Source organism: Belnapia mucosa (assembly GCF_016775475.1).
GTDB classification, from domain to species: domain Bacteria; phylum Pseudomonadota; class Alphaproteobacteria; order Acetobacterales; family Acetobacteraceae; genus Belnapia; species Belnapia mucosa.
The window spans coordinates 195,255-211,972 of the sequence record NZ_JAEUXJ010000009.1 but is presented as its reverse complement, the minus strand read 5'-3'; the positions used below and the strand labels follow the sequence as shown (position 1 = coordinate 211,972).

The window sequence follows — 16,718 nt, the reverse complement described above, 5'->3', positions numbered from 1 at the left end:
GCAGCCCGGGGAGGGACCATGAACACCAGGCTTTGCCGCATGCTCGGCATCGGCTTCCCGCTGCTCGCCTTCAGCCATTGCCGCGACGTGGTCGCCGCGGTCAGCCGCGCCGGGGGCTTCGGCGTCTTCGGTGCCGCCGGCTATACGCCGGAGGAGCTGGAGCAGGAGCTGCGCTGGATCGATGCCCATGCCGATGGCCGGCCCTATGGCGTCGACCTGCTGGTCCCCGAGAACCTGTCCATCCGCACCGGCAGCGGCGCCAGCAATGCCGAGCTGCTGGCCCAGATCCCGTCCCGGCACCGCGACTTCGTCGGCGACCTGCTGCGCCGCCATGGCGTCGATCCCGACCGTGCGCTGGGCGAGCGGCGGCGCGACGACCCGGACCGGCCACCGCCCTATCAGCGGGAGACCGCGGAGCGGCTGATGGATGTCGCCTTCGGGCACCCGATCCGGCTGATCGCCAATGCGCTCGGCGTGCCGCCTGCCTCCATGATGGAGCGCGCCCGGGCCGCTGGCATTCCCTGCGCCGCGCTGGTCGGCGCCCGCGACCATGCGCTGCGCCAGGTCGAGGCGGGGGTGGACATCCTCGTCGCCCAGGGCGGCGAGGCCGGCGGGCATTGCGGCGAGGTCTCGACCATGGTGCTGGTGCCGGAGGTGCTGCGCGTCGCCGGCAATACCCCCGTTCTCGCCGCCGGCGGGATCATGACGGGCCGGCAGATGGCCGGCTGCATGGCGATGGGCGCGGCCGGCGTCTGGACCGGCTCGGTCTGGCTCGCCACCACCGAGGCGGAAACCTCGCCGGTCTTCCGCGAGAAGATGGTCGCCGCCCGTTCGCGCGACACGGTCCGCTCCCGCGGCCGCACCGGCAAGCCGGCGCGCCAGCTTCGCTCCGCCTGGACCGAGGCCTGGGAGGGACCGGAGAGCCCGGGCACGCTGCCGATGCCGCTGCAGGGCCTGATCAGCGAGCCGGCCATGGCCCGCGTCAACCGCGCCGCCGAGGGCGGCGATGCCGCGGCGCGGGAATTGGTCAGCTATTTCGTCGGCCAGGGCGTCGGGCTGGTGGAGGGCGTGCAATCCTGCCGCGCCGTCGTCGAAGCCTTCATGGGCGACTTCGCCGCGGCGCTGGAGGATATGCAGGCGCTGGCGGAAGGATAGGCAGCGCACAAATGAAAAGGGCGGGCCATGGGCCCGCCCCTCCGCAATCCGAAGCCGTGACGCCTTAGCTGGTGGCGTCGCGGGCCTTGTCCTTCACGCCGCCGACGGCGTTCTGCACCTTGCCCTCGGCCTTGTCGGTCTTGCCCTCGGCCTGGAGGGCGGCGTCACCGGTCACCTTGCCGGCGGCATCCTTCACCGCACCCTTGACCTGCTTGCCGATGCCTTCGATCCGGTCCTTATCCATGACGTCTCTCCAGTATGGCGCCGCAGGATGCGGCAGCCTCGGTACGGAAGAACGCCGAAGCGCCGCGGAAGGTTCCGGTCCCGCTCAGCGGAAGGGAATCGCATACATGAGGCCGCCCGAAGTCCAGAGCCCGTTCAGCCCACGCCGCAGCTTCAGCGCGCTGCCCTGGCCGACATTGCGTTCGAACACTTCACCGTAATTCCCCACCGCGCGGATGGCGTTGAAGGCCCAGCGGTTGTCGAGGCCGAGCCGGCTGCCGAATTCGCCGGCGGTGCCGAGCAGCCGCTGCGCGGTCGGGTTGGCGCCGGCGGCCTGCGCCTCGGCATTCGCCGCCGTCACGCCCAGCTCCTCCGCCTCCAGCAGCGCGTAGTGGACCCACATCACGATATTGGACCACTGGTCATCACCATTGCGCGTGAAGGGGCCGAGCGGCTCCTTGCTGATCGTCTCCTCCAGCACGCGATAGGCGGCGGGATCGCGGGCGGAGGTGAGGGCGCCGGCCAGCGCGCTCGCATCCTGGGTCATCGCGTCGCAGCGGCCGGCGTAGAAGGCCTCGTACATCGTGTCGATGCGCTCGAAAACCACGGGGCTGAACTTCATCCCCCGCGCGCGGAATACGTCGTTCAGGTTCAGCTCGTGGGTAGTGCCCTGGGCCACGCAGATCGTCGCGCCGTCCAGCTCCTGCACCTTGCCGACGCTGGCGTCGCGCCGCACGGCGAAGCCCTGGCCGTCGTAGAAATTCACCGGCCCCTGGTTGAGGCCGAGCGAGGCGTCGCGCAGGAAGGTCTGGGTCGAGTTGCGGAACAGCACGTCGATCTCGCCCGTCTGCAACGCGGTGAAGCGCGCCTGGGCGGTCAGCGGCACATAGCGCACCTTCGTCGCATCGCCGAGCACGGCGGCGGCTACCGCCCGGCAGTAATCGACATCGAGGCCGCAGAACTCGCCGCGGCTGTCGGGGGTGGAGAAGCCGGCGAAGCCCTGGCTCACGCCGCAATTGAGCGTGCCGCGCGCCTTCACCGCCGCCAGCGTCTGCGCCTCGGCGCCCGCCATGCCGGCGAGGGCCAGCGCCCCCGCCAGAATCCAAACCTTCATCACTGCAATCCCCTTCACAGGCTGGCCAGCGCGGCGTCCACCGCCTCGCCGAACCGGTCCACGATCTCGTCGATCTGCGCGGCTGTCGCGATGTAGGGCGGCGCCAGGATGGCGTGGTCGCCCCGCCTGCCGTCGATCGTGCCGCCCATCGGGTAGCAGGCCAGGCCGCGCTCATAGGCCTGCATCTTCACCCGCTCGTTCAGCTTCAGCGCCGGGTCGAAGACGGATTTGCTGGCCCGGTCCTCGACCAGCTCGATCGCCCAGAACAGGCCGCGGCCGCGGATGTCGCCGACATGGCGGTGGTTGCCGAAGCGCTCGGTGAGGCGCTGCTCGAGCCGCGCGCCCATGGCTTGGACGTTGTCGAGCAGCTTCTCCTCGGCGATGACCTTCTGCACCGCGACGGCAGCGGCGCAGGCCACCGGATGCGCCTGGTAGGTATGGCCATGCATGAAGGCGCCGGTGCCACCGGTCAGACCCTCGATCACCCGGCCATGCACCAGAATGCCGCCGATTGGCTGGTAGCCGCCGCCGAGCCCCTTGGCGACGATCTGGATGTCCGGCGTCACGCCCTCCTGCTCCCAGGTGTGCAGCGCGCCGCAGCGGCCCATGCCGCTCATCACCTCGTCGAGGATGAGCAGCGCGCCATGCCGGTCGCAGACCGCCTTCATCGCCGGGAAGTAGCCGGGCAGCGCCGTGACGCAGCCGAGCGTCGCGCCCACCACCGTCTCGGCCATGAAGGCGATGACGGTGTCGGGGCCGAGGCGCTGGAACTCGGCCTCGAGCTCCGCCGCCAGGCGGGCGACGTATTGCTCGTCGCTCTCGCCCTCGGCGCGGTCGCGATAGGCGTAGCAGGGCGAGACATGGCTGAAGGCGGGCGAGAGCAGCGGCTGGTAGGGCGCGCGGCGCATCGCATTGCCGCCGGCCGAGAGGGCGCCAAGCGTGTTGCCGTGGTAGCTCTGCCGCCGGGCGATGAAGCGGGTGCGCTCCGGCTGCCCGATCTCGAGGAAATACTGCCGCGCCATCTTGATGGCGGCCTCGTTCCCCTCCGAGCCGGAGGAGCAGAAATAGGCATGGGTCAGCCCGCCCGGCCGGTGGCCGACCATGATGTCGGCCAGCTCCTCCGCGCTCTCGCAGCTGAACAGCGCGGTATGGGCATAGGCGAGCTTGTCGAGCTGCGCCTTGATGGCCTCGATGACCCGGGGATGGCCATGGCCGAGGCAGGCAACGGCGGCGCCGCCGGAGCCGTCGATGATCGCCCGGCCCGACTGGTCGTAGAGGTAGATCCCCTCGCCCCGCAGGGCGAGCGGCGGGTCGGCATGCAGGCTGCGATGGACGAGATGGCTCATGGCTGGTCCTCCGGGTCGGGCAGGTAGGCGGAGAGGGTGGCAAGGCGCGCCTCGCTCTCGCGCAGCCGGGCCCGCGCCGCCTCACCGCCCAGGGCGAAGACGGCGGCGGCCAGCGCCTGGGCGAGGGCCAGCGCGGCGGTGAGGCTCGGGAAGAAGGCGGGCGTCGCAGTGGCGAAGACCAGCAGGTGCTCCGCCCCGGTGGCGACCGGCGCGGCGGGGCTGTCGGCCAGCACCACCAGCCGCAACCCGGCCGCGCGCGCCGCCGCCTGGGTGGTCAGGGCGGCGCGGGAATAGGGGGCGAAGCCGGTCAGCACCAGCGCCTCGCCCGGCTGCATGGCGCCGAGATCGAGGTCGAGCGCAGCATCGCCGACCAGCACCGTCTCCGGCCGGAACAGGCGTAGCTGGTAGTGCAGCAGCGTCGCCACCGCGCGGCAGGAGCGGAAGCCGGCGACATGGATGCGCGGCGCCGCATCCAGCATGGCGGCGGCGGCCTGCAGCGCGGCCTCGGGCAGTGTGGCCAGCGCCGCGATATTGGCGGCCTCAGCGGCCTGGATGGCGGCGAGGCCACCGCCCCCGGCGCGGCTGGAATAGGGGGCGGGCCGCCGCTGTTCCTCGATGGCGGCGGCGCGCAGTTCCTCCCAGCCGGCGAAGCCGAGGGCCTGGGCGAGGCGGGTGAAGGTCGCCGGGCTCGCCCCGGCCTCCGCCGCCAGCGCCCGCATGGAGCGCGTCGCGGCATCGAAGGGGCGTTCGCAGACATGGCGGCCCGCCGCGGCCAGTTGCGGCGGCAGGCCCGGCAGCGCGGCGCGGAGGCGGTCGGCGAGCATGAAACCAATGTTTCATGACCCACCGAGCGACGCAACGGGTGTTTCTTGTCGCTCAGCCCTCCGGCACCGGCACCAGCCCGTGCCGCAGCATGACGGCGCGCAGGGCCGCCGGGTCGGGCGGGGTCGCCGCCAGCAGCCCGGCGATCTCCCGAAAATAGCCCGGCCCCAGCACGCCCGGCGTGAGGATGCAGAGGCAGCGGGCCGGCCCAGGCCCCTCATTGCGGAAGCCATGCACCTGGCCGCGGCGGATGAAGAGGCTCTCGCCCGGGCCGACCGGCCGGTCCTGGCCCTCGACCCGGAAGGTGACCGCGCCCTCCAGCCCGAAGACCGTCTCGTCCCAGCTCTCGTGGTAATGCGGCACCGGCATCCGGGCCTGGGGCGCGACCTGCATCTCGAACAGGTCGAGACCGCCGCCGGTCCCGCTGCCCTCCTGCAGGAAGCGCAGCTCCAGCCCGCCCATGCGGATCAGCTCGGCCATGGCATCCTCCCTCCTTGCGGGGGCGATCCTAGGCCGGTTGCGGCGCGGCCGCCCAGCGCTGCAGCGCCGCGCGGAAGAGGCTGGACATCAGCCGATCTCGGCCAGGCAGACCGCCTCCACATTGTTGCCCTCGGGGTCGATCAGGAAGGCGGCGTAGTAGCGCGGCCCGTAATCCGGCCGCGGCCCCGGGGCGCCATTGTCCCGCCCGCCCACCGCCAGCCCGGCTGCATGGAAGGCCGCCACCGCGGCATGGCTCGCGGCGCGGAAGGCGAGATGCGCGCCGCGCCCTGCCTCCCCGCTCTCATGCAGCCAGAGGCCGGGCGCGCCCGGCGGGCCGAAACCGTCGCCCTCCGCCGCCACATGGCCGAGCGGCGCCAGCACCGCCGCATAGAAGCGGCGGCTCGCCGCCAAATCCCGCACCCGCAACCCGATATGGTCGAACATCGTCACCCTCCCTTGGCGATGCGCCTATCCTGCGGCGGGGAGGGCGAGCCGTTCTTGGAGGATGTTGCGGTCGCCCCGCGCCAGCCGGCGGAAGCCGCGCGGCGAAACCCCGGCGGCGCGGCGGAAGGTGCGGATGAAATTCGACAGATCGCCGAAGCCGACCTCATAGGCGATGTCGCTGATGCTGCTCCCTTCGGCCGAGAGCAGCCGCGCCGCCCGCCGCAGCCGGGCGCGGACCAGGTGCTGATGCGGCGTCACGCCGAGGACGCGGGTGAAAAGCCGGAGGAGATGGAAGCGGCTGAGCCCGGCCTGTCGCGCGATCTCCCTGAGGCCCAGCGGCTCGGCCGCCTGCGCCTCGATCCAGAGGGCGAGCTCGACCATCCGCCGCCGCTCCACCGCGCCGGGCGGGGCCTCGCGCCGCGCCTCGGGGGTGAGGAGCGCCAGGCAGCGCGCGGCATAGAGCAATGCAGCCTCGTCGAGGCCGATATCGCTGCGCCCCTCCGCCGCCGCCTGGGCCAGCTCGCCGAGCACGACCAGTTCCGGCAAGGGCGGCAGCGCGCCCAGCCGCCAGCGGGCCGCGCGATCCTCCAGCCCCGTGGCGAGATCGGGCGCGAGCTGGACCGAGAGGCATTCATCGCCGCAGGCATGCTCATGCACGCAGCGATACTCATCATCCGGGTAGCCAAGCAGGGTGGAGCCGGCGACGAGGTCGCAGCGCAGCCGGCCCGAGGCATAGCCGAAGCTGCCGCGCCGGACATAGGAGACCGAGAAGCCTCCATGCGCTTCCGCCTGCGGCCGGGCCTGAGGGCCGGCCTCGCAGCGGTAGTCGATCACCGTGACGGCGCCTTCCGTCAGGAGAGTCTGAATCGCCATGCGGCGCCGAGCCTAGCAGGCGGTTCGCCGGCGCGGCTTGGCGAATCTTGCTCAGGGCGCGGTCAGCACCCCGACCGTGGCACCGGCCATGCAGCAGGCAATGCTCGCCGCCACCAGGCTCCGCAGTCCGAGGCGGAGGATATCCGCCCGCCGCTCCGGGCACATGGCCGTCATCCCCGTCACCATGATCCCGACCGAGGCGAAATTGGTGAAGCCGCAGAGCGCATAGGTGAGGATCACGCGTGACCGCTCGGCCAGCCCCGCCCCGCCGCTGGCCGCCAGTTGCAGGTAGCTGACGAACTCGTTCACCACGACCTTCACGCCGAGGCTCGCCGCCACCGTCGCGCATTCGGCGGCCGGGATGCCCATGGCGAAGGCCAACGGCCAGAAGAGGAAGCCGGCGATGCCTTCCAGCGTCCAGCCCGTCAGCGGCTGGAGCATTCCGTTCACCAGCGCCACCAGCGCGACGAAGACGATCAGCGAGGCCATGATGCCGAGCAGCAATTGCAGCCCATCGGCGGTGCCGCGCACCAGCGCATCCATGGTGCTGTCATAGAGGCGCGGCGGCGCCTCCTCCGGCCCCGCCGCGGTCGCCGCCTCCCGCTCCGGGATCATCAGCAGCGCAGCGAGGATGGAGCCTGGCGCCGAGACCAGGCTCGCCGTCAGCAATTGCCCCGCCGCATCCGGCACCACCGGCGCGATCATCGTCGCATAGACCACCAGCATATTGCCGCTGATCGTGGCGAGGCCGGCGACCATGCAGACGAACAACTCCGCCTGGGTCAGGCGGCCGAGCCAGGGCCGGATCAGCAGCGGCGCCTCCACCATGCCGACGAAGACATTGGCCGCGACCGAGAGGTTGCAGGCCCCCGAGAGGCCGAACAGCCAGCCCAGGCCCCGCGCCAGCCCCCGCACCACCAGCGGCATGATCCGCCAGTGATAGAGCACCGCCGAAAGCGCCCCCACCAGCAGCACCAGCGGCAGGGCCTGGAAGAACAGGATGAAGCTGCCGCCCGGCACCGTCTCGGCATAGGGCAGCGGCGCGCCGCCGAGATAGCCGAAGACGAGGCTCGTCCCTGCCCGCGTCGCCCGCGCCAGCGCCTCCACCGCATCGCCCAGCCAGGCGAAGCCGGCGCGGAGCGGCGGCAGGTGCAGCAGCGCCGCGGCGGTCAGCAGCTGACCCAGCAGCCCCGCCGCCACCACCCTCGCCCGCACGCCCCTCTGGCAGCCCCCCAGCACCCAGGCCAGCAGACACAGCGCCGGCAGGCCGAGCAGGGCCTGGAGCTGCAAGGCACTCACTCGGCGGCCCGGGCCGGGGCCGGCGTGTCCATCTCCACCGCCTCGATCCGCGCGGCCGTTGCCAGGATCTTCTGCGCGGTGATGCCGATCTGGTCCATATCGGCCTGCGCCTCGCCGAAATGCCGCTTGAGGTTGGCGACACGCTTGTCCAGCCGCCCCGTCTCCTCGGCCAGCCGCGCCACCTCGAGGCGCAGATGCTGCGCCTCGGCCCGCAGCCGCACATCGCGCATCAGGGCCCGCATGGCGCCGAGCACCGCCCAAAGCGTGCCGGGCGAGACCAGATAGACCCCGCGCCGCGCCGCCTCCTGCACCAGCGTGCCGTGCACCGCATGAAGGTCGGCATGCAGGGCTTCGGAGGGGAGGAAGATCAGCGCCCCCTCCGCCGTCTCGCCGGGGCGGATATACTTGGTGGCCACGTCGTCCACATGGCGGCGGATATCGGCCGCCAGCCGGCGCGTCGCCTGCACCCGCGCCGCATCGTCCATCGCGGTCCGCAGCGCCTGCCAGGCTTCGAGAGGGAACTTGCTGTCGATGGCGATCGGCCCCGGCGGGAAGGGCAGGCGGATCAACGCGTCGCAGCGCGTGCCGTTGGACAGCGGATGCTGCCAGGCCCAGCCCTCGGCCGGCAGGCGGTCGGCCAGCATGTCGCGCAGCTGCACCTCGCCGAAGGCCCCGCGCGCCTGCTTGTTGCCGAGGATGGAGGCGAGGGTCGTGACCTGCCCGCCCAGCGCCTCGATATTCTTCCGGGCCGCATCGATCACGGCCAGCCGTTCATGGATGCGCCGGGCGCTGTCCTGGGTCCGGTCGGCGCTCTCGGCCAGGCTGCGGGCCAGCCTCTCATTCTGCGCCGCCACCGCCTGGTCCAGCCGGTCCGACAGCGCCTCCATCCGCTCGGCGAGCAGCGCCACGCCCTCTCCGCCGCCGCCGCGCGGCCGGAAGGCGAGCACGAGCAGTGCGCCCGCGACGGCCGCCGCCACGGGCACCAGCAACGGCAGCAGCCAATCCGGCACGCAGAATCCCCCGATTCGCCCCGCGGTCAGTCTCGCATCCCCACCGGCTTGGGACACCTATCAAAAAGGCCGCTACCCGGTGTCCTTCCGCGGCTTTGCCGCGGAAGGCTGTGCGAGGCCTTTGAGATCAGGCGACCATCCGGGGCCCCCGCAAAGCCGCGCAGCGGTTTTGCGGGGAATTCAGGCTAGATGGAATTCCTCGTCCGCGCCCAGCAGCATCAGCTTGCCTGTCGCCACGCCGAAATGCGCGCCATGCAGGGTCAGCCGGCCCTCGCGTACCGCCTCGGCGACCCAGGGGAAGGTCATGATGTTGCGGAGCGAGATGCGCACCGCCTCATGCTCGGCCACTTCCTGCCGATCCTCCGCCGAGTCGCAGCGCAGCACCCTCTCCCGCGCCGCCTCGGCGATGGTGATCCAGCCGGCGACGAAATCCTGCGCCTCGGGCGGCGCCCCGTTCAGCAGCGCCGCCATGCCGCCGCAGAGCGCATGGCCCAGCACCACCACGCGTTCCACCTTCAGCACCCGCACGGCGAATTCCAGCGCCGCGCTGGTGCCGTGGAAGGCTGCGTCCGGCATGTAGGGCGGGATCAGGTTCGCCACGTTGCGGACGACGAAAAGCTCGCCCGGTGCCGCGGCGAAGATCATCTGCGGGTCGACCCGGCTGTCCGAGCAGGCGATGACCATGGTCTTCGGGCTCTGCCCGCGCTCGGCCAGCTCCTCGAACCGGGCCCGCTGCTGCGGCCAGGTCTCCTCGCGGAAGCGGCGATAGCCGTCGATGAGGCGTTGCATGGCGCGGGCTGCTCCCTGATCCGTTACGGTCCTGGCGGATGTGCCCCGAACGGGGCCGGCATCAAGCCCCTCAGTGCCGGAAATGCCGCATCCCGGTGAAGACCATGGCGAGCCCGGCCTTGTCGGCCGCCGCGATCACCTCATTGTCCCGCATCGAGCCGCCGGGCTGGATCACCGCCGTGACGCCCGCCGCCGCCGCCGTCTCCAGCCCGTCGGCGAAGGGGAAGAAGGCGTCCGAGGCGACGACGCTGCCCCGTGCCAGGGGCTCCGGCAGGCCGGCCGCCTTGGCCGCGGCCTCCGACTTCCAGGCGGCGATGCGGCTGCTCTCGACCCGGTTCATCTGCCCCGCGCCGATGCCGACCGTCGCCTGCCCCTTGGCATAGACGATGGCATTCGACTTCACATGCTTGCAGACGCGGAAGGCGAACAGCAGGTCCTCGATCTCCTGCGGGCTCGGCGCCCGCTGCGTCACCACCTTCAGCCCTTCGGCCGAGACGCGCCCGGCATCGCGGGACTGCGCCAGGAAGCCGCCCGAGACGCTCTTGAACACCCGCCCCGGCGCCGCCGGATCGGGCAGGCTGCCGGTCAGCAGCAGGCGGAGATTCTTCTTCCGCGCGAAGACCGCCTTCGCGGCCTCATCCGCATTGGGCGCCACCACGACCTCGGTGAAGATGGCCGCGATTTTTTCCGCCGCCGCCGCATCCAGCACCCGGTTGGCGGCGACGATGCCGCCGAAGGCCGAGACGGGATCGCACAACAGCGCCCGGTCCCAGGCGGTGGCGAGGTCCCCGGCCACCGCCACGCCGCAAGGATTGGCGTGCTTGACGATGACGATCGCCGGCGGCTCGAACTCGGCGACGCATTCGAAGGCGGCGTCGGTGTCGTTCAGGTTGTTGTAGGACAGTTCCTTGCCCTGCACCTGCCGTGCGGTCGCGATGCCCGGCCGGTTGCTGCCATCGGTGTAGAAGGCCGCCTGCTGATGCGGGTTCTCCCCGTAGCGGAGGCCCTGACGCAGGATGCCGGCGACGGCGAGGCGGGGCGGGAATTCCTCGCCGAGCTGCCCGGCGAACCAGCCGGAGATGGCGGCATCATAGGCCGCGGTGCGGGCATAGGCCGCGGCCGCCAGCCGCCGGCGCGTGGCGAGGCGGGTGCCGCCCTCGGCCTCCAGCTCGGCCTGGACCTCGGCGAACTGAGCCGGCTCGGTCAGCACCACCACATGGGCGTGGTTCTTGGCGGCGCTGCGGATCATGGCCGGGCCGCCGATATCGATATTCTCGATGCAGTCCCCGAAACCGGCGCCGCCGGCGACCGTCGCCTCGAAGGGGTAGAGGTTCACCGCGACCAGGTCGATCGGGGCGATGCCGTGCTGCTGCATCTGCGCCCCATGCTCCGGCAGGTCGCGCCGGCCGAGCAGCCCGCCATGGACCTGCGGCACCAGGGTCTTCACCCGGCCGTCCAGGATCTCGGGGAAGCCGGTATGGTCGGAGACATCCTTCACCGGGATGCCGGCCTCGCGCAGGGCCCGGGCGGTGCCGCCGGTCGAGAGGATCTCCACCCCCTGCCCCGCGAGGAAGCGGCCGAATTCGATCAGCCCGGCCTTGTCGGAGACGGAGATCAGGGCGCGGCGGATGGGAACGAGGTCGGTCATGGGGGCACTCCGCGGTCGGGCGCGGCATAGACCCGCGCCCGCCGCCGGGCAACCGCCCCGGACCCGTCCCTAGCGAAGGGGCGGCAGGCCGCTCCGCTCCACCCCGCCCGCGACCGGGGCCGGGCCGCTGCCGAGCGTGCCGGGCGCCGGCTGGTAGCCAGGATTGGGCTGATAGGCCGAGGCCGGCTGATAGGGCGCCGGCCCCGCCGCCGCCGCGCCGCTGCCGAAGCGCATCAGGGCCGCCCGCAGCGGGTCGGCGCCCGGGTTGTGCGCCTGCATCGCCACCACGATCTGCCGCGGCCCGACCTCCTGCCGGTAGTAGCTGCGGTTCCACTCGCTGCGGGCCGAGAGCAGGGACCCCTCGAGCGTCAGCCCGGCATAGAGGCCACGTGCCCGGGCGAAGGCGACGATATCGGCGCCCGCCGCGGCCGTCGTCGCGCCTTCGATCGAGCCGCCGACCGTGGCGAAGGCGAGCGAGGCATCGGCGCCGAGCTTCAGCTGACTGTCGAGCAGCGCGGTCAGCGCCCGGTCGTTCATGATCAGCATCAGGATCTGCAGGTCCTGGATGCCGGCCTGGAGGCCGAAGCTGCCGGAGCCGAGCGAGTAGAAGGCCGGGGAAGACCAGGACCCGGCGGCATCCCGCCCGAGCATGACGCAGCCGCCGCCCTCGCCGCCGAAGAAGAAGCCGCCGCGGAAGATGCGCGGGCAGACCAGCACGGCGCGGGCGCGGCGCAGCAGGTCGGCAGCCTTCAGCCGGTCATTGCCCTCGCCCAGGATCTCCTGGACCGAGAGGGTCGCCCGGTCCACCAGGTTCTGCTCCTCGCCGGCCACGGGCGCACGGCCCGCGCAGCCTGCCATCAGGCCGAGGACCAGGCCGAATACCATCAGACGCCGCATCAGCTTCCCCCGCCAAACCTTGGAAATGAGGGGAGGTTAGAGGCTCCGGCCCGGCCTGTCCAAACCCGCGCGGAACTCGCGCATCAGGCGATTTAACAATTATTAACACACTCAGAAGTGCTTATCTGCCACACCATGCAATCTAGAGTTGTGGCTCCCGTCAGGGCCACACGGCTTGCGAGCCGCAATCGACGAAGGGCAGGGGAAGCATGGATTACGCATCGATCATCGGCGGCAATGGGACGCATCTCGCCTTCGACGCCATCCCGCGCGGGGTGGATGCCTTCTACCATGTCGACAGCAACCTCCCCGTCCTCGACCTCTCGGGGCGTACCGGCGACAGCCTGGTGGACGCCGCTGGCAATGCCCATGCCCTGCACATCCTGCTCGGCAAGGGCAGCGACACCGTCCAGACCGGCAGCGGCGACGACATCATCTTCGGCGGCAAGGGCGGCGACAGCATCGATGCCGGCGGCGGCAACAACTTCGTCGCGGGCGACCAGGGGCGCGACGCCATCCAGGCAGGCGACGGCCACGACACGCTGAGCGGCGGCGGAAATGACGACACGATCAACGGTGGCGGCGGCAACGACCATCTGGATGGCGGAAACGGCTCGGACCTGCTGGTCGGCGGGGCGGGCCAGGACACGCTGGTCGGCGATGAGGGCAATGACGACCTTTATGGCGGCGACGGCGCGGATTGGCTGCTCGGCGGCAACGGCAACGACCTGCTGAACGGCGGCAGCGGCAATGACACGATGCTCGGCGGCAATGGCAACGACACGCTATCGGGCGGTACCGGCGAGGATCTGCTGGTCGGCGGCAACGGGCATGACGACTTCTACTTCGCCGACGGCTTCGGCCACGACCAGATCGCCGATTTCACGGCGCAGGACCGCCTCGTATTCGCCTCCGACCTCGACGGTTCCGGCATCCGAACGCCGCAGGATCTGGCGCCGCTTGTCAGCGGCAATCACCTCATGACAAAGATCACGATCGGCGAGAACACCGTCGTCATCCATGGCGTGGACAAGGACAGCTTCCTCGACAACCTGTCCCATTGGGTGAAGATCGTCTGATGAAGGTGGCCCGGCCCGGCTCAACCAACGCCGGGCCGTTCTACCGCCCTGAGTACGGTTCCCGACGCCACCGCCACTCGCGATGATTGTGAACAATTGTCTAGTGAATAGGTGTTCGTTGTATACCGTTCGCGTTGCATTGTGACCCTCGATGTCTGGAGCAGGTTTATTTTCAATATCGAGGTGATATATGTCTGATTTCGCATCCATTATTGGCGGCAATGGCGACCATATGGGCATCTATGACGTGCCACGTGGCGTCGATGCTTTCTACCATATCGACAGTTCCATTCCGATATTGGATCTTTCGAGCCGCACCGGTGACAGCGCCGTGGACGCCACGGGCCACCGCCTCGACTTCGACCTCCGGCTTGGCCGGGGCGACGACATCGCCCTGACCGGCCGCGGCAATGACATCGTGACCGGCGGCCGCGGCGACGACACGCTCGACCTCGGCCGCGGCAATGACATCGGCCGGGGCGATAGTGGCAACGACCATCTGTCCGGCGGCGCCGGCAACGACGGCCTGTTCGGCGGCCAGGGCGCGGACAGCCTCAGCGGCGGCGACGGCCGAGACCGTCTCGATGGCGGCGACGGTCATGACACATTATCCGGCGGTACAGGCAACGACGCGTTGCTGGGCGGTCGTGGCGATGACTCGCTCCTGGGCGGCGATGGCCGGGACGACCTCCGCGGGGGCATCGGCGACGACACGCTCTTAGGCGGCAGTGGCAATGACAGCCTGCAGGGCAATGAGGGCCGGGACCTGCTCCATGGCGGCACCGGGGACGACACGTTGTCCGGCGGGGATGGCAATGACAACCTCTACGGCGATGACGGCCGGGATCTGCTGCGCGGCGGCGATGGCCGGGACTTGCTGCATGGCGGTACCGGCAACGACACCTTGTCCGGCGACGATGGCAATGACAGCCTCTATGGCGATGACGGCCGGGATCTGCTGCGCGGCGGCGATGGCCGGGATCTGCTGCAGGGCGGGGCCGGCAACGACACGCTATTCGGCGGCGATGGCAATGACAGTCTCTATGGCGGCGCCGGCAATGACAGCCTGTTCGGCGGCCAGGGCCATGACGATTTCTATTTCGGCGATGATTTCGGCCATGACCACATCGCCGATTTCACGGCGCAGGACCGGATCGTGCTCTCGTCTGGCATCAACGGCACGGACATCGAACGGCCGGCCGACCTCGCGCCCTATGTCAGCGGCAACCAGGGCATGACCAAGATCACGATCGGCGAGAACACCATCGTCATCCATGGCATGGACAAGGACACCTTCCTCGACAACCTCTCCCACTGGGTGAAGATCGTCTGAGGATCGCTTTGAGACTGCGCCATCCGGCGCAGTCTCAAATAGCGGCACCGGTGCCGGGCTTGCCCCGGCAATCCCGGGTCATTCCCAGTCGGGGATGACCCAGGGCTCCTCGTTCACGGCGGCGACGCGCCAGTCGCCGCTATGGCGCTCCAGCCGCGTCAGGCCGAGATTGCGGATGGAGAAGGCCAGCGCCTGATGCCCCGTGAGGCCGAGCGCATGCGCCAGCGCGGCGCGGATCGAGCCGCCATGGGCGATGACCACCACATCCGCCCCGGCATGCGCCTCGGCCAGCCGGTCGAGCACGGCCCCGACCCGTTGCTGGACCGCGGCGAAGCTCTCGCCGCCCGGCGGCTCCTCCTCGGCGGCATGGGGCCAGAAGGGATGCGCCGGATGGCGCAGCCGCGCCGCCACCTCCTCATGCGGCAGGCCCTGCCATTCGCCCAGGTGCTGCTCGGCCAGGTCGGGCTCGGCGGCCAGGGGCTGTTCGGGATAGCCGGCGGCGAAGATCGCCGCCGCCGTCGCCCGGGTGCGGGCGAGCTGCGAGGTGACCCAGATGGCCGGCCGCGGCAGCCGCGCCGCCAGCCAGCGGAACAGCGCCGCATCCTGGCGCAGCGCCAGGTCGCAGAGCGCGACATCCATGGCGCCATAGAAGACGGTGCGCGCCTGGGGCTCGACCAGGGCGTGGCGGATCAGGTGGAAGCGGGTTTCCGGCATGGCGGGGGATTACCCCCTCCGCGCCCGCGGCGCGAGCCTCCAGCGTATCCAGCCTTGCCCTCGGCCGGCGCAACCCGTCCAATGGCCGCGGAGGTGCCCGATGCCTGAAGCCGCACCCGCCTGGATCGGCCTGTTCGACCTGTTCCGCATCGGGGTCGGGCCGTCGAGCTCCCATACCGTCGGCCCCATGCGCGCCGCCAGGCATTTCGCCGCGGGCCTCGACCCGGCCCGGCCGGTTGGGCGGATCGCGGTGGAGCTGTTCGGCTCCCTCGCCCTCACCGGCCGCGGCCATGCGACCGATACCGCCGTGCTGCTCGGCCTGGCCGGCGCCGAGCCCGAGACGCTCGACCCGGACGAGGCCGCCCGGCTTGCCGCCACCATCCGCACGACCGGCCGGCTCACCCTGCCCGATGGCCGCGCCATCGGCTTCGACCCCGTGGCCGATATCGCCTTCCGCCCGCGGGAGGTGCTGCCGCACCACACCAACGCCCTCCGCCTCACGGCCTTCGAGGCGGGGCGGGAGGGGGAGTCGCACGCCTATTACTCAGTCGGCGGCGGCTTCGTGCTGGATGAGGCAGGCCATCCGCTCGATGCCGGTGCCGGCACCGCCGCGGTGCCGCATCCCTTCCGCGACGCGGCCGAGCTGCTGCAGCGCGCCGCCGAATCCGGCCTCGGCATCCCTGGCCTGATGCGTGCCAATGAGACGAGCCAGCGCAGCCCGGCCGAGCTCTCCGCCGGCATCGCCCGGCTGCGGGAGGCGATGCGCGCCTGCATCGCCCGCGGCCTGCGCGGCGAGGGGGAACTGCCCGGCGGCCTCCGCGTCCGCCGCCGCGCCCCTGCCCTCCTCGCCCGGCTGGAGGCGCGGGCCCTGCGCAACGAGGCCGATCCGCTGGCGGCGATGGACTGGGTCAATCTCTGGGCGCTGGCGGTGAACGAGGAGAATGCCGCCGGCGGCCGCGTCGTCACCGCCCCGACCAATGGCGCCGCCGGCATCATCCCGGCCGTGCTGGAATATTACGAACGCTTCGTCCCCGGCGCCGATGCGGCGGGGGTGGAGACCTTCCTCCTCGCCGCCGCGGCGATCGGCGCCATCATCAAGCGCAACGCCTCCATCTCCGGCGCCGAGGTGGGCTGCCAGGGGGAAGTCGGCTCGGCCTGCGCCATGGCGGCGGCCGGCCTCGCCGCGGCGCTCGGCGGCAGCGACGCGCAGATCGAGAATGCGGCCGAGATCGGCCTGGAGCACAATCTCGGCCTCACCTGCGACCCGGTCGCCGGCCTGGTGCAGGTGCCCTGCATCGAGCGCAATGCGATCGGCGCGGTGAAGGCGATCAATGCCGCCCGGCTGTCGCTGCATGGCGATGGCCGGCATCTGGTCAGCCTGGACCAAGTGGTCGCCACCATGCGGCAAACCGGCCTCGACATGTCCCACAAATACAAGGAGACCTCGCTCGGCGGCCTCGCCGTGAACGTGGTCGAGTGCTGAAGCGCCCGGC

The 16,718-nt window shown here is 71.1% G+C and carries 17 protein-coding genes; 4 read left to right on the top strand and 13 right to left on the bottom strand.

Going from position 1 to position 16,718, the window contains the following annotated elements; all coding sequences use genetic code 11:
* Positions 1 to 18: 18 nt before the first annotated feature.
* Positions 19 to 1,155, top strand: coding sequence for an NAD(P)H-dependent flavin oxidoreductase (locus JMJ55_RS20255; RefSeq protein WP_202827411.1), 1,137 nt, complete (start codon positions 19 to 21; stop codon positions 1,153 to 1,155).
* 64 nt (positions 1,156 to 1,219) lie between these two features.
* Here the strand turns inward: JMJ55_RS20255 and JMJ55_RS20250 are convergent, their stop codons facing one another.
* The 12 genes from JMJ55_RS20250 to JMJ55_RS20195 form a co-directional block, all read right to left on the bottom strand.
* The gene (locus tag JMJ55_RS20250) at positions 1,220 to 1,399 is read right to left on the bottom strand and encodes a CsbD family protein (RefSeq protein ID WP_202827410.1); all 180 of its coding nucleotides are present in this window, start codon (positions 1,397 to 1,399) and stop codon (positions 1,220 to 1,222) included.
* Positions 1,400 to 1,483: 84 nt separating this feature from the next.
* Positions 1,484 to 2,491 carry an amino acid ABC transporter substrate-binding protein gene (locus JMJ55_RS20245; protein ID WP_202827409.1) on the bottom strand — a complete coding sequence of 336 codons (1,008 nt, stop codon included), beginning with the start codon at positions 2,489 to 2,491 and terminating at the stop codon, positions 1,484 to 1,486.
* A gap of 14 nt (positions 2,492 to 2,505) precedes the next feature.
* Positions 2,506 to 3,837, bottom strand: coding sequence for an aspartate aminotransferase family protein (locus JMJ55_RS20240; protein WP_202827408.1), 1,332 nt, complete (start codon positions 3,835 to 3,837; stop codon positions 2,506 to 2,508).
* Positions 3,834 to 4,661, bottom strand: a complete 828-nt coding sequence (locus JMJ55_RS20235) for a MurR/RpiR family transcriptional regulator (RefSeq protein ID WP_202827407.1) — start codon at positions 4,659 to 4,661, stop codon at positions 3,834 to 3,836. The genes JMJ55_RS20240 and JMJ55_RS20235 overlap by 4 nt, the downstream gene beginning before the upstream one ends.
* A 52-nt stretch (positions 4,662 to 4,713) precedes the next feature.
* Entirely contained in the window at positions 4,714 to 5,139 is a 426-nt protein-coding gene (locus JMJ55_RS20230) for a cupin domain-containing protein (protein ID WP_202827406.1), read from the bottom strand.
* A gap of 87 nt (positions 5,140 to 5,226) precedes the next feature.
* Positions 5,227 to 5,583 (bottom strand): VOC family protein, encoded by a 357-nt coding sequence (locus JMJ55_RS20225; protein ID WP_202827405.1) that lies wholly within the window; start codon positions 5,581 to 5,583, stop codon positions 5,227 to 5,229.
* Positions 5,584 to 5,607: 24 nt separating this feature from the next.
* Positions 5,608 to 6,456, bottom strand: coding sequence for a helix-turn-helix transcriptional regulator (locus tag JMJ55_RS20220; RefSeq protein WP_202827404.1), 849 nt, complete (start codon positions 6,454 to 6,456; stop codon positions 5,608 to 5,610).
* 51 nt (positions 6,457 to 6,507) lie between these two features.
* Entirely contained in the window at positions 6,508 to 7,755 is a 1,248-nt protein-coding gene (locus JMJ55_RS20215; RefSeq protein ID WP_202827403.1) for a NupC/NupG family nucleoside CNT transporter, read from the bottom strand.
* Positions 7,752 to 8,765, bottom strand: coding sequence for a DNA recombination protein RmuC (locus JMJ55_RS20210; RefSeq protein ID WP_328702712.1), 1,014 nt, complete (start codon positions 8,763 to 8,765; stop codon positions 7,752 to 7,754). Before JMJ55_RS20210 ends, JMJ55_RS20215 begins: the two co-directional genes overlap by 4 nt.
* A gap of 180 nt (positions 8,766 to 8,945) precedes the next feature.
* Entirely contained in the window at positions 8,946 to 9,554 is a 609-nt protein-coding gene (locus JMJ55_RS20205) for a carbonic anhydrase (protein WP_202827402.1), read from the bottom strand.
* 70 nt (positions 9,555 to 9,624) lie between these two features.
* Positions 9,625 to 11,202 carry a bifunctional phosphoribosylaminoimidazolecarboxamide formyltransferase/IMP cyclohydrolase gene (purH, locus tag JMJ55_RS20200; RefSeq protein ID WP_202827401.1) on the bottom strand — a complete coding sequence of 526 codons (1,578 nt, stop codon included), beginning with the start codon at positions 11,200 to 11,202 and terminating at the stop codon, positions 9,625 to 9,627.
* Positions 11,203 to 11,271: 69 nt separating this feature from the next.
* A complete protein-coding gene (locus tag JMJ55_RS20195) occupies positions 11,272 to 12,099 on the bottom strand; it encodes a lipid-binding SYLF domain-containing protein (RefSeq protein WP_202827400.1) in 828 nt (275 codons plus the stop codon).
* A 209-nt stretch (positions 12,100 to 12,308) separates the two neighbouring features.
* Between JMJ55_RS20195 and JMJ55_RS20190 the strand changes: the two genes are divergently transcribed.
* Both JMJ55_RS20190 and JMJ55_RS31680 read left to right on the top strand, forming a co-directional pair.
* Positions 12,309 to 13,178, top strand: a complete 870-nt coding sequence (locus tag JMJ55_RS20190; RefSeq protein WP_202827399.1) for a calcium-binding protein — start codon at positions 12,309 to 12,311, stop codon at positions 13,176 to 13,178.
* Positions 13,179 to 13,368: 190 nt separating this feature from the next.
* The gene (locus JMJ55_RS31680; RefSeq protein ID WP_268885361.1) at positions 13,369 to 14,511 is read left to right on the top strand and encodes a calcium-binding protein; all 1,143 of its coding nucleotides are present in this window, start codon (positions 13,369 to 13,371) and stop codon (positions 14,509 to 14,511) included.
* 78 nt (positions 14,512 to 14,589) lie between these two features.
* Here JMJ55_RS31680 and JMJ55_RS20180 read toward each other — a convergent pair whose 3' ends face one another.
* Positions 14,590 to 15,225: a histidine phosphatase family protein gene (locus JMJ55_RS20180; protein WP_202827398.1), complete on the bottom strand. Its 636-nt coding sequence runs from the start codon at positions 15,223 to 15,225 to the stop codon at positions 14,590 to 14,592.
* Between the two features lie 100 nt (positions 15,226 to 15,325).
* Between JMJ55_RS20180 and JMJ55_RS20175 the strand changes: the two genes are divergently transcribed.
* Positions 15,326 to 16,708 (top strand): L-serine ammonia-lyase, encoded by a 1,383-nt coding sequence (locus tag JMJ55_RS20175; RefSeq protein ID WP_202827397.1) that lies wholly within the window; start codon positions 15,326 to 15,328, stop codon positions 16,706 to 16,708.
* Positions 16,709 to 16,718 lie beyond the last annotated feature (10 nt).

What these genes read in the sequence shown, in the direction of transcription:
- JMJ55_RS20255 (WP_202827411.1), top strand. Translation starts at nt 19, where the DNA reads ATGAACACCAGGCTTTGCCGCATGCTCGGCATCGGCTTCCCGCTGCTC.
- JMJ55_RS20250 (WP_202827410.1), bottom strand. Translation starts at nt 1,399, where the DNA reads ATGGATAAGGACCGGATCGAAGGCATCGGCAAGCAGGTCAAGGGTGCG.
- JMJ55_RS20245 (WP_202827409.1), bottom strand. Translation starts at nt 2,491, where the DNA reads ATGAAGGTTTGGATTCTGGCGGGGGCGCTGGCCCTCGCCGGCATGGCG.
- JMJ55_RS20240 (WP_202827408.1), bottom strand. Translation starts at nt 3,837, where the DNA reads ATGAGCCATCTCGTCCATCGCAGCCTGCATGCCGACCCGCCGCTCGCC.
- JMJ55_RS20235 (WP_202827407.1), bottom strand. Translation starts at nt 4,661, where the DNA reads ATGCTCGCCGACCGCCTCCGCGCCGCGCTGCCGGGCCTGCCGCCGCAA.
- JMJ55_RS20230 (WP_202827406.1), bottom strand. Translation starts at nt 5,139, where the DNA reads ATGGCCGAGCTGATCCGCATGGGCGGGCTGGAGCTGCGCTTCCTGCAG.
- JMJ55_RS20225 (WP_202827405.1), bottom strand. Translation starts at nt 5,583, where the DNA reads ATGTTCGACCATATCGGGTTGCGGGTGCGGGATTTGGCGGCGAGCCGC.
- JMJ55_RS20220 (WP_202827404.1), bottom strand. Translation starts at nt 6,456, where the DNA reads ATGGCGATTCAGACTCTCCTGACGGAAGGCGCCGTCACGGTGATCGAC.
- JMJ55_RS20205 (WP_202827402.1), bottom strand. Translation starts at nt 9,554, where the DNA reads ATGCAACGCCTCATCGACGGCTATCGCCGCTTCCGCGAGGAGACCTGG.
- purH (WP_202827401.1), bottom strand. Translation starts at nt 11,202, where the DNA reads ATGACCGACCTCGTTCCCATCCGCCGCGCCCTGATCTCCGTCTCCGAC.
- JMJ55_RS20195 (WP_202827400.1), bottom strand. Translation starts at nt 12,099, where the DNA reads ATGCGGCGTCTGATGGTATTCGGCCTGGTCCTCGGCCTGATGGCAGGC.
- JMJ55_RS20190 (WP_202827399.1), top strand. Translation starts at nt 12,309, where the DNA reads ATGGATTACGCATCGATCATCGGCGGCAATGGGACGCATCTCGCCTTC.
- JMJ55_RS31680 (WP_268885361.1), top strand. Translation starts at nt 13,369, where the DNA reads ATGTCTGATTTCGCATCCATTATTGGCGGCAATGGCGACCATATGGGC.
- JMJ55_RS20180 (WP_202827398.1), bottom strand. Translation starts at nt 15,225, where the DNA reads ATGCCGGAAACCCGCTTCCACCTGATCCGCCACGCCCTGGTCGAGCCC.
- JMJ55_RS20175 (WP_202827397.1), top strand. Translation starts at nt 15,326, where the DNA reads ATGCCTGAAGCCGCACCCGCCTGGATCGGCCTGTTCGACCTGTTCCGC.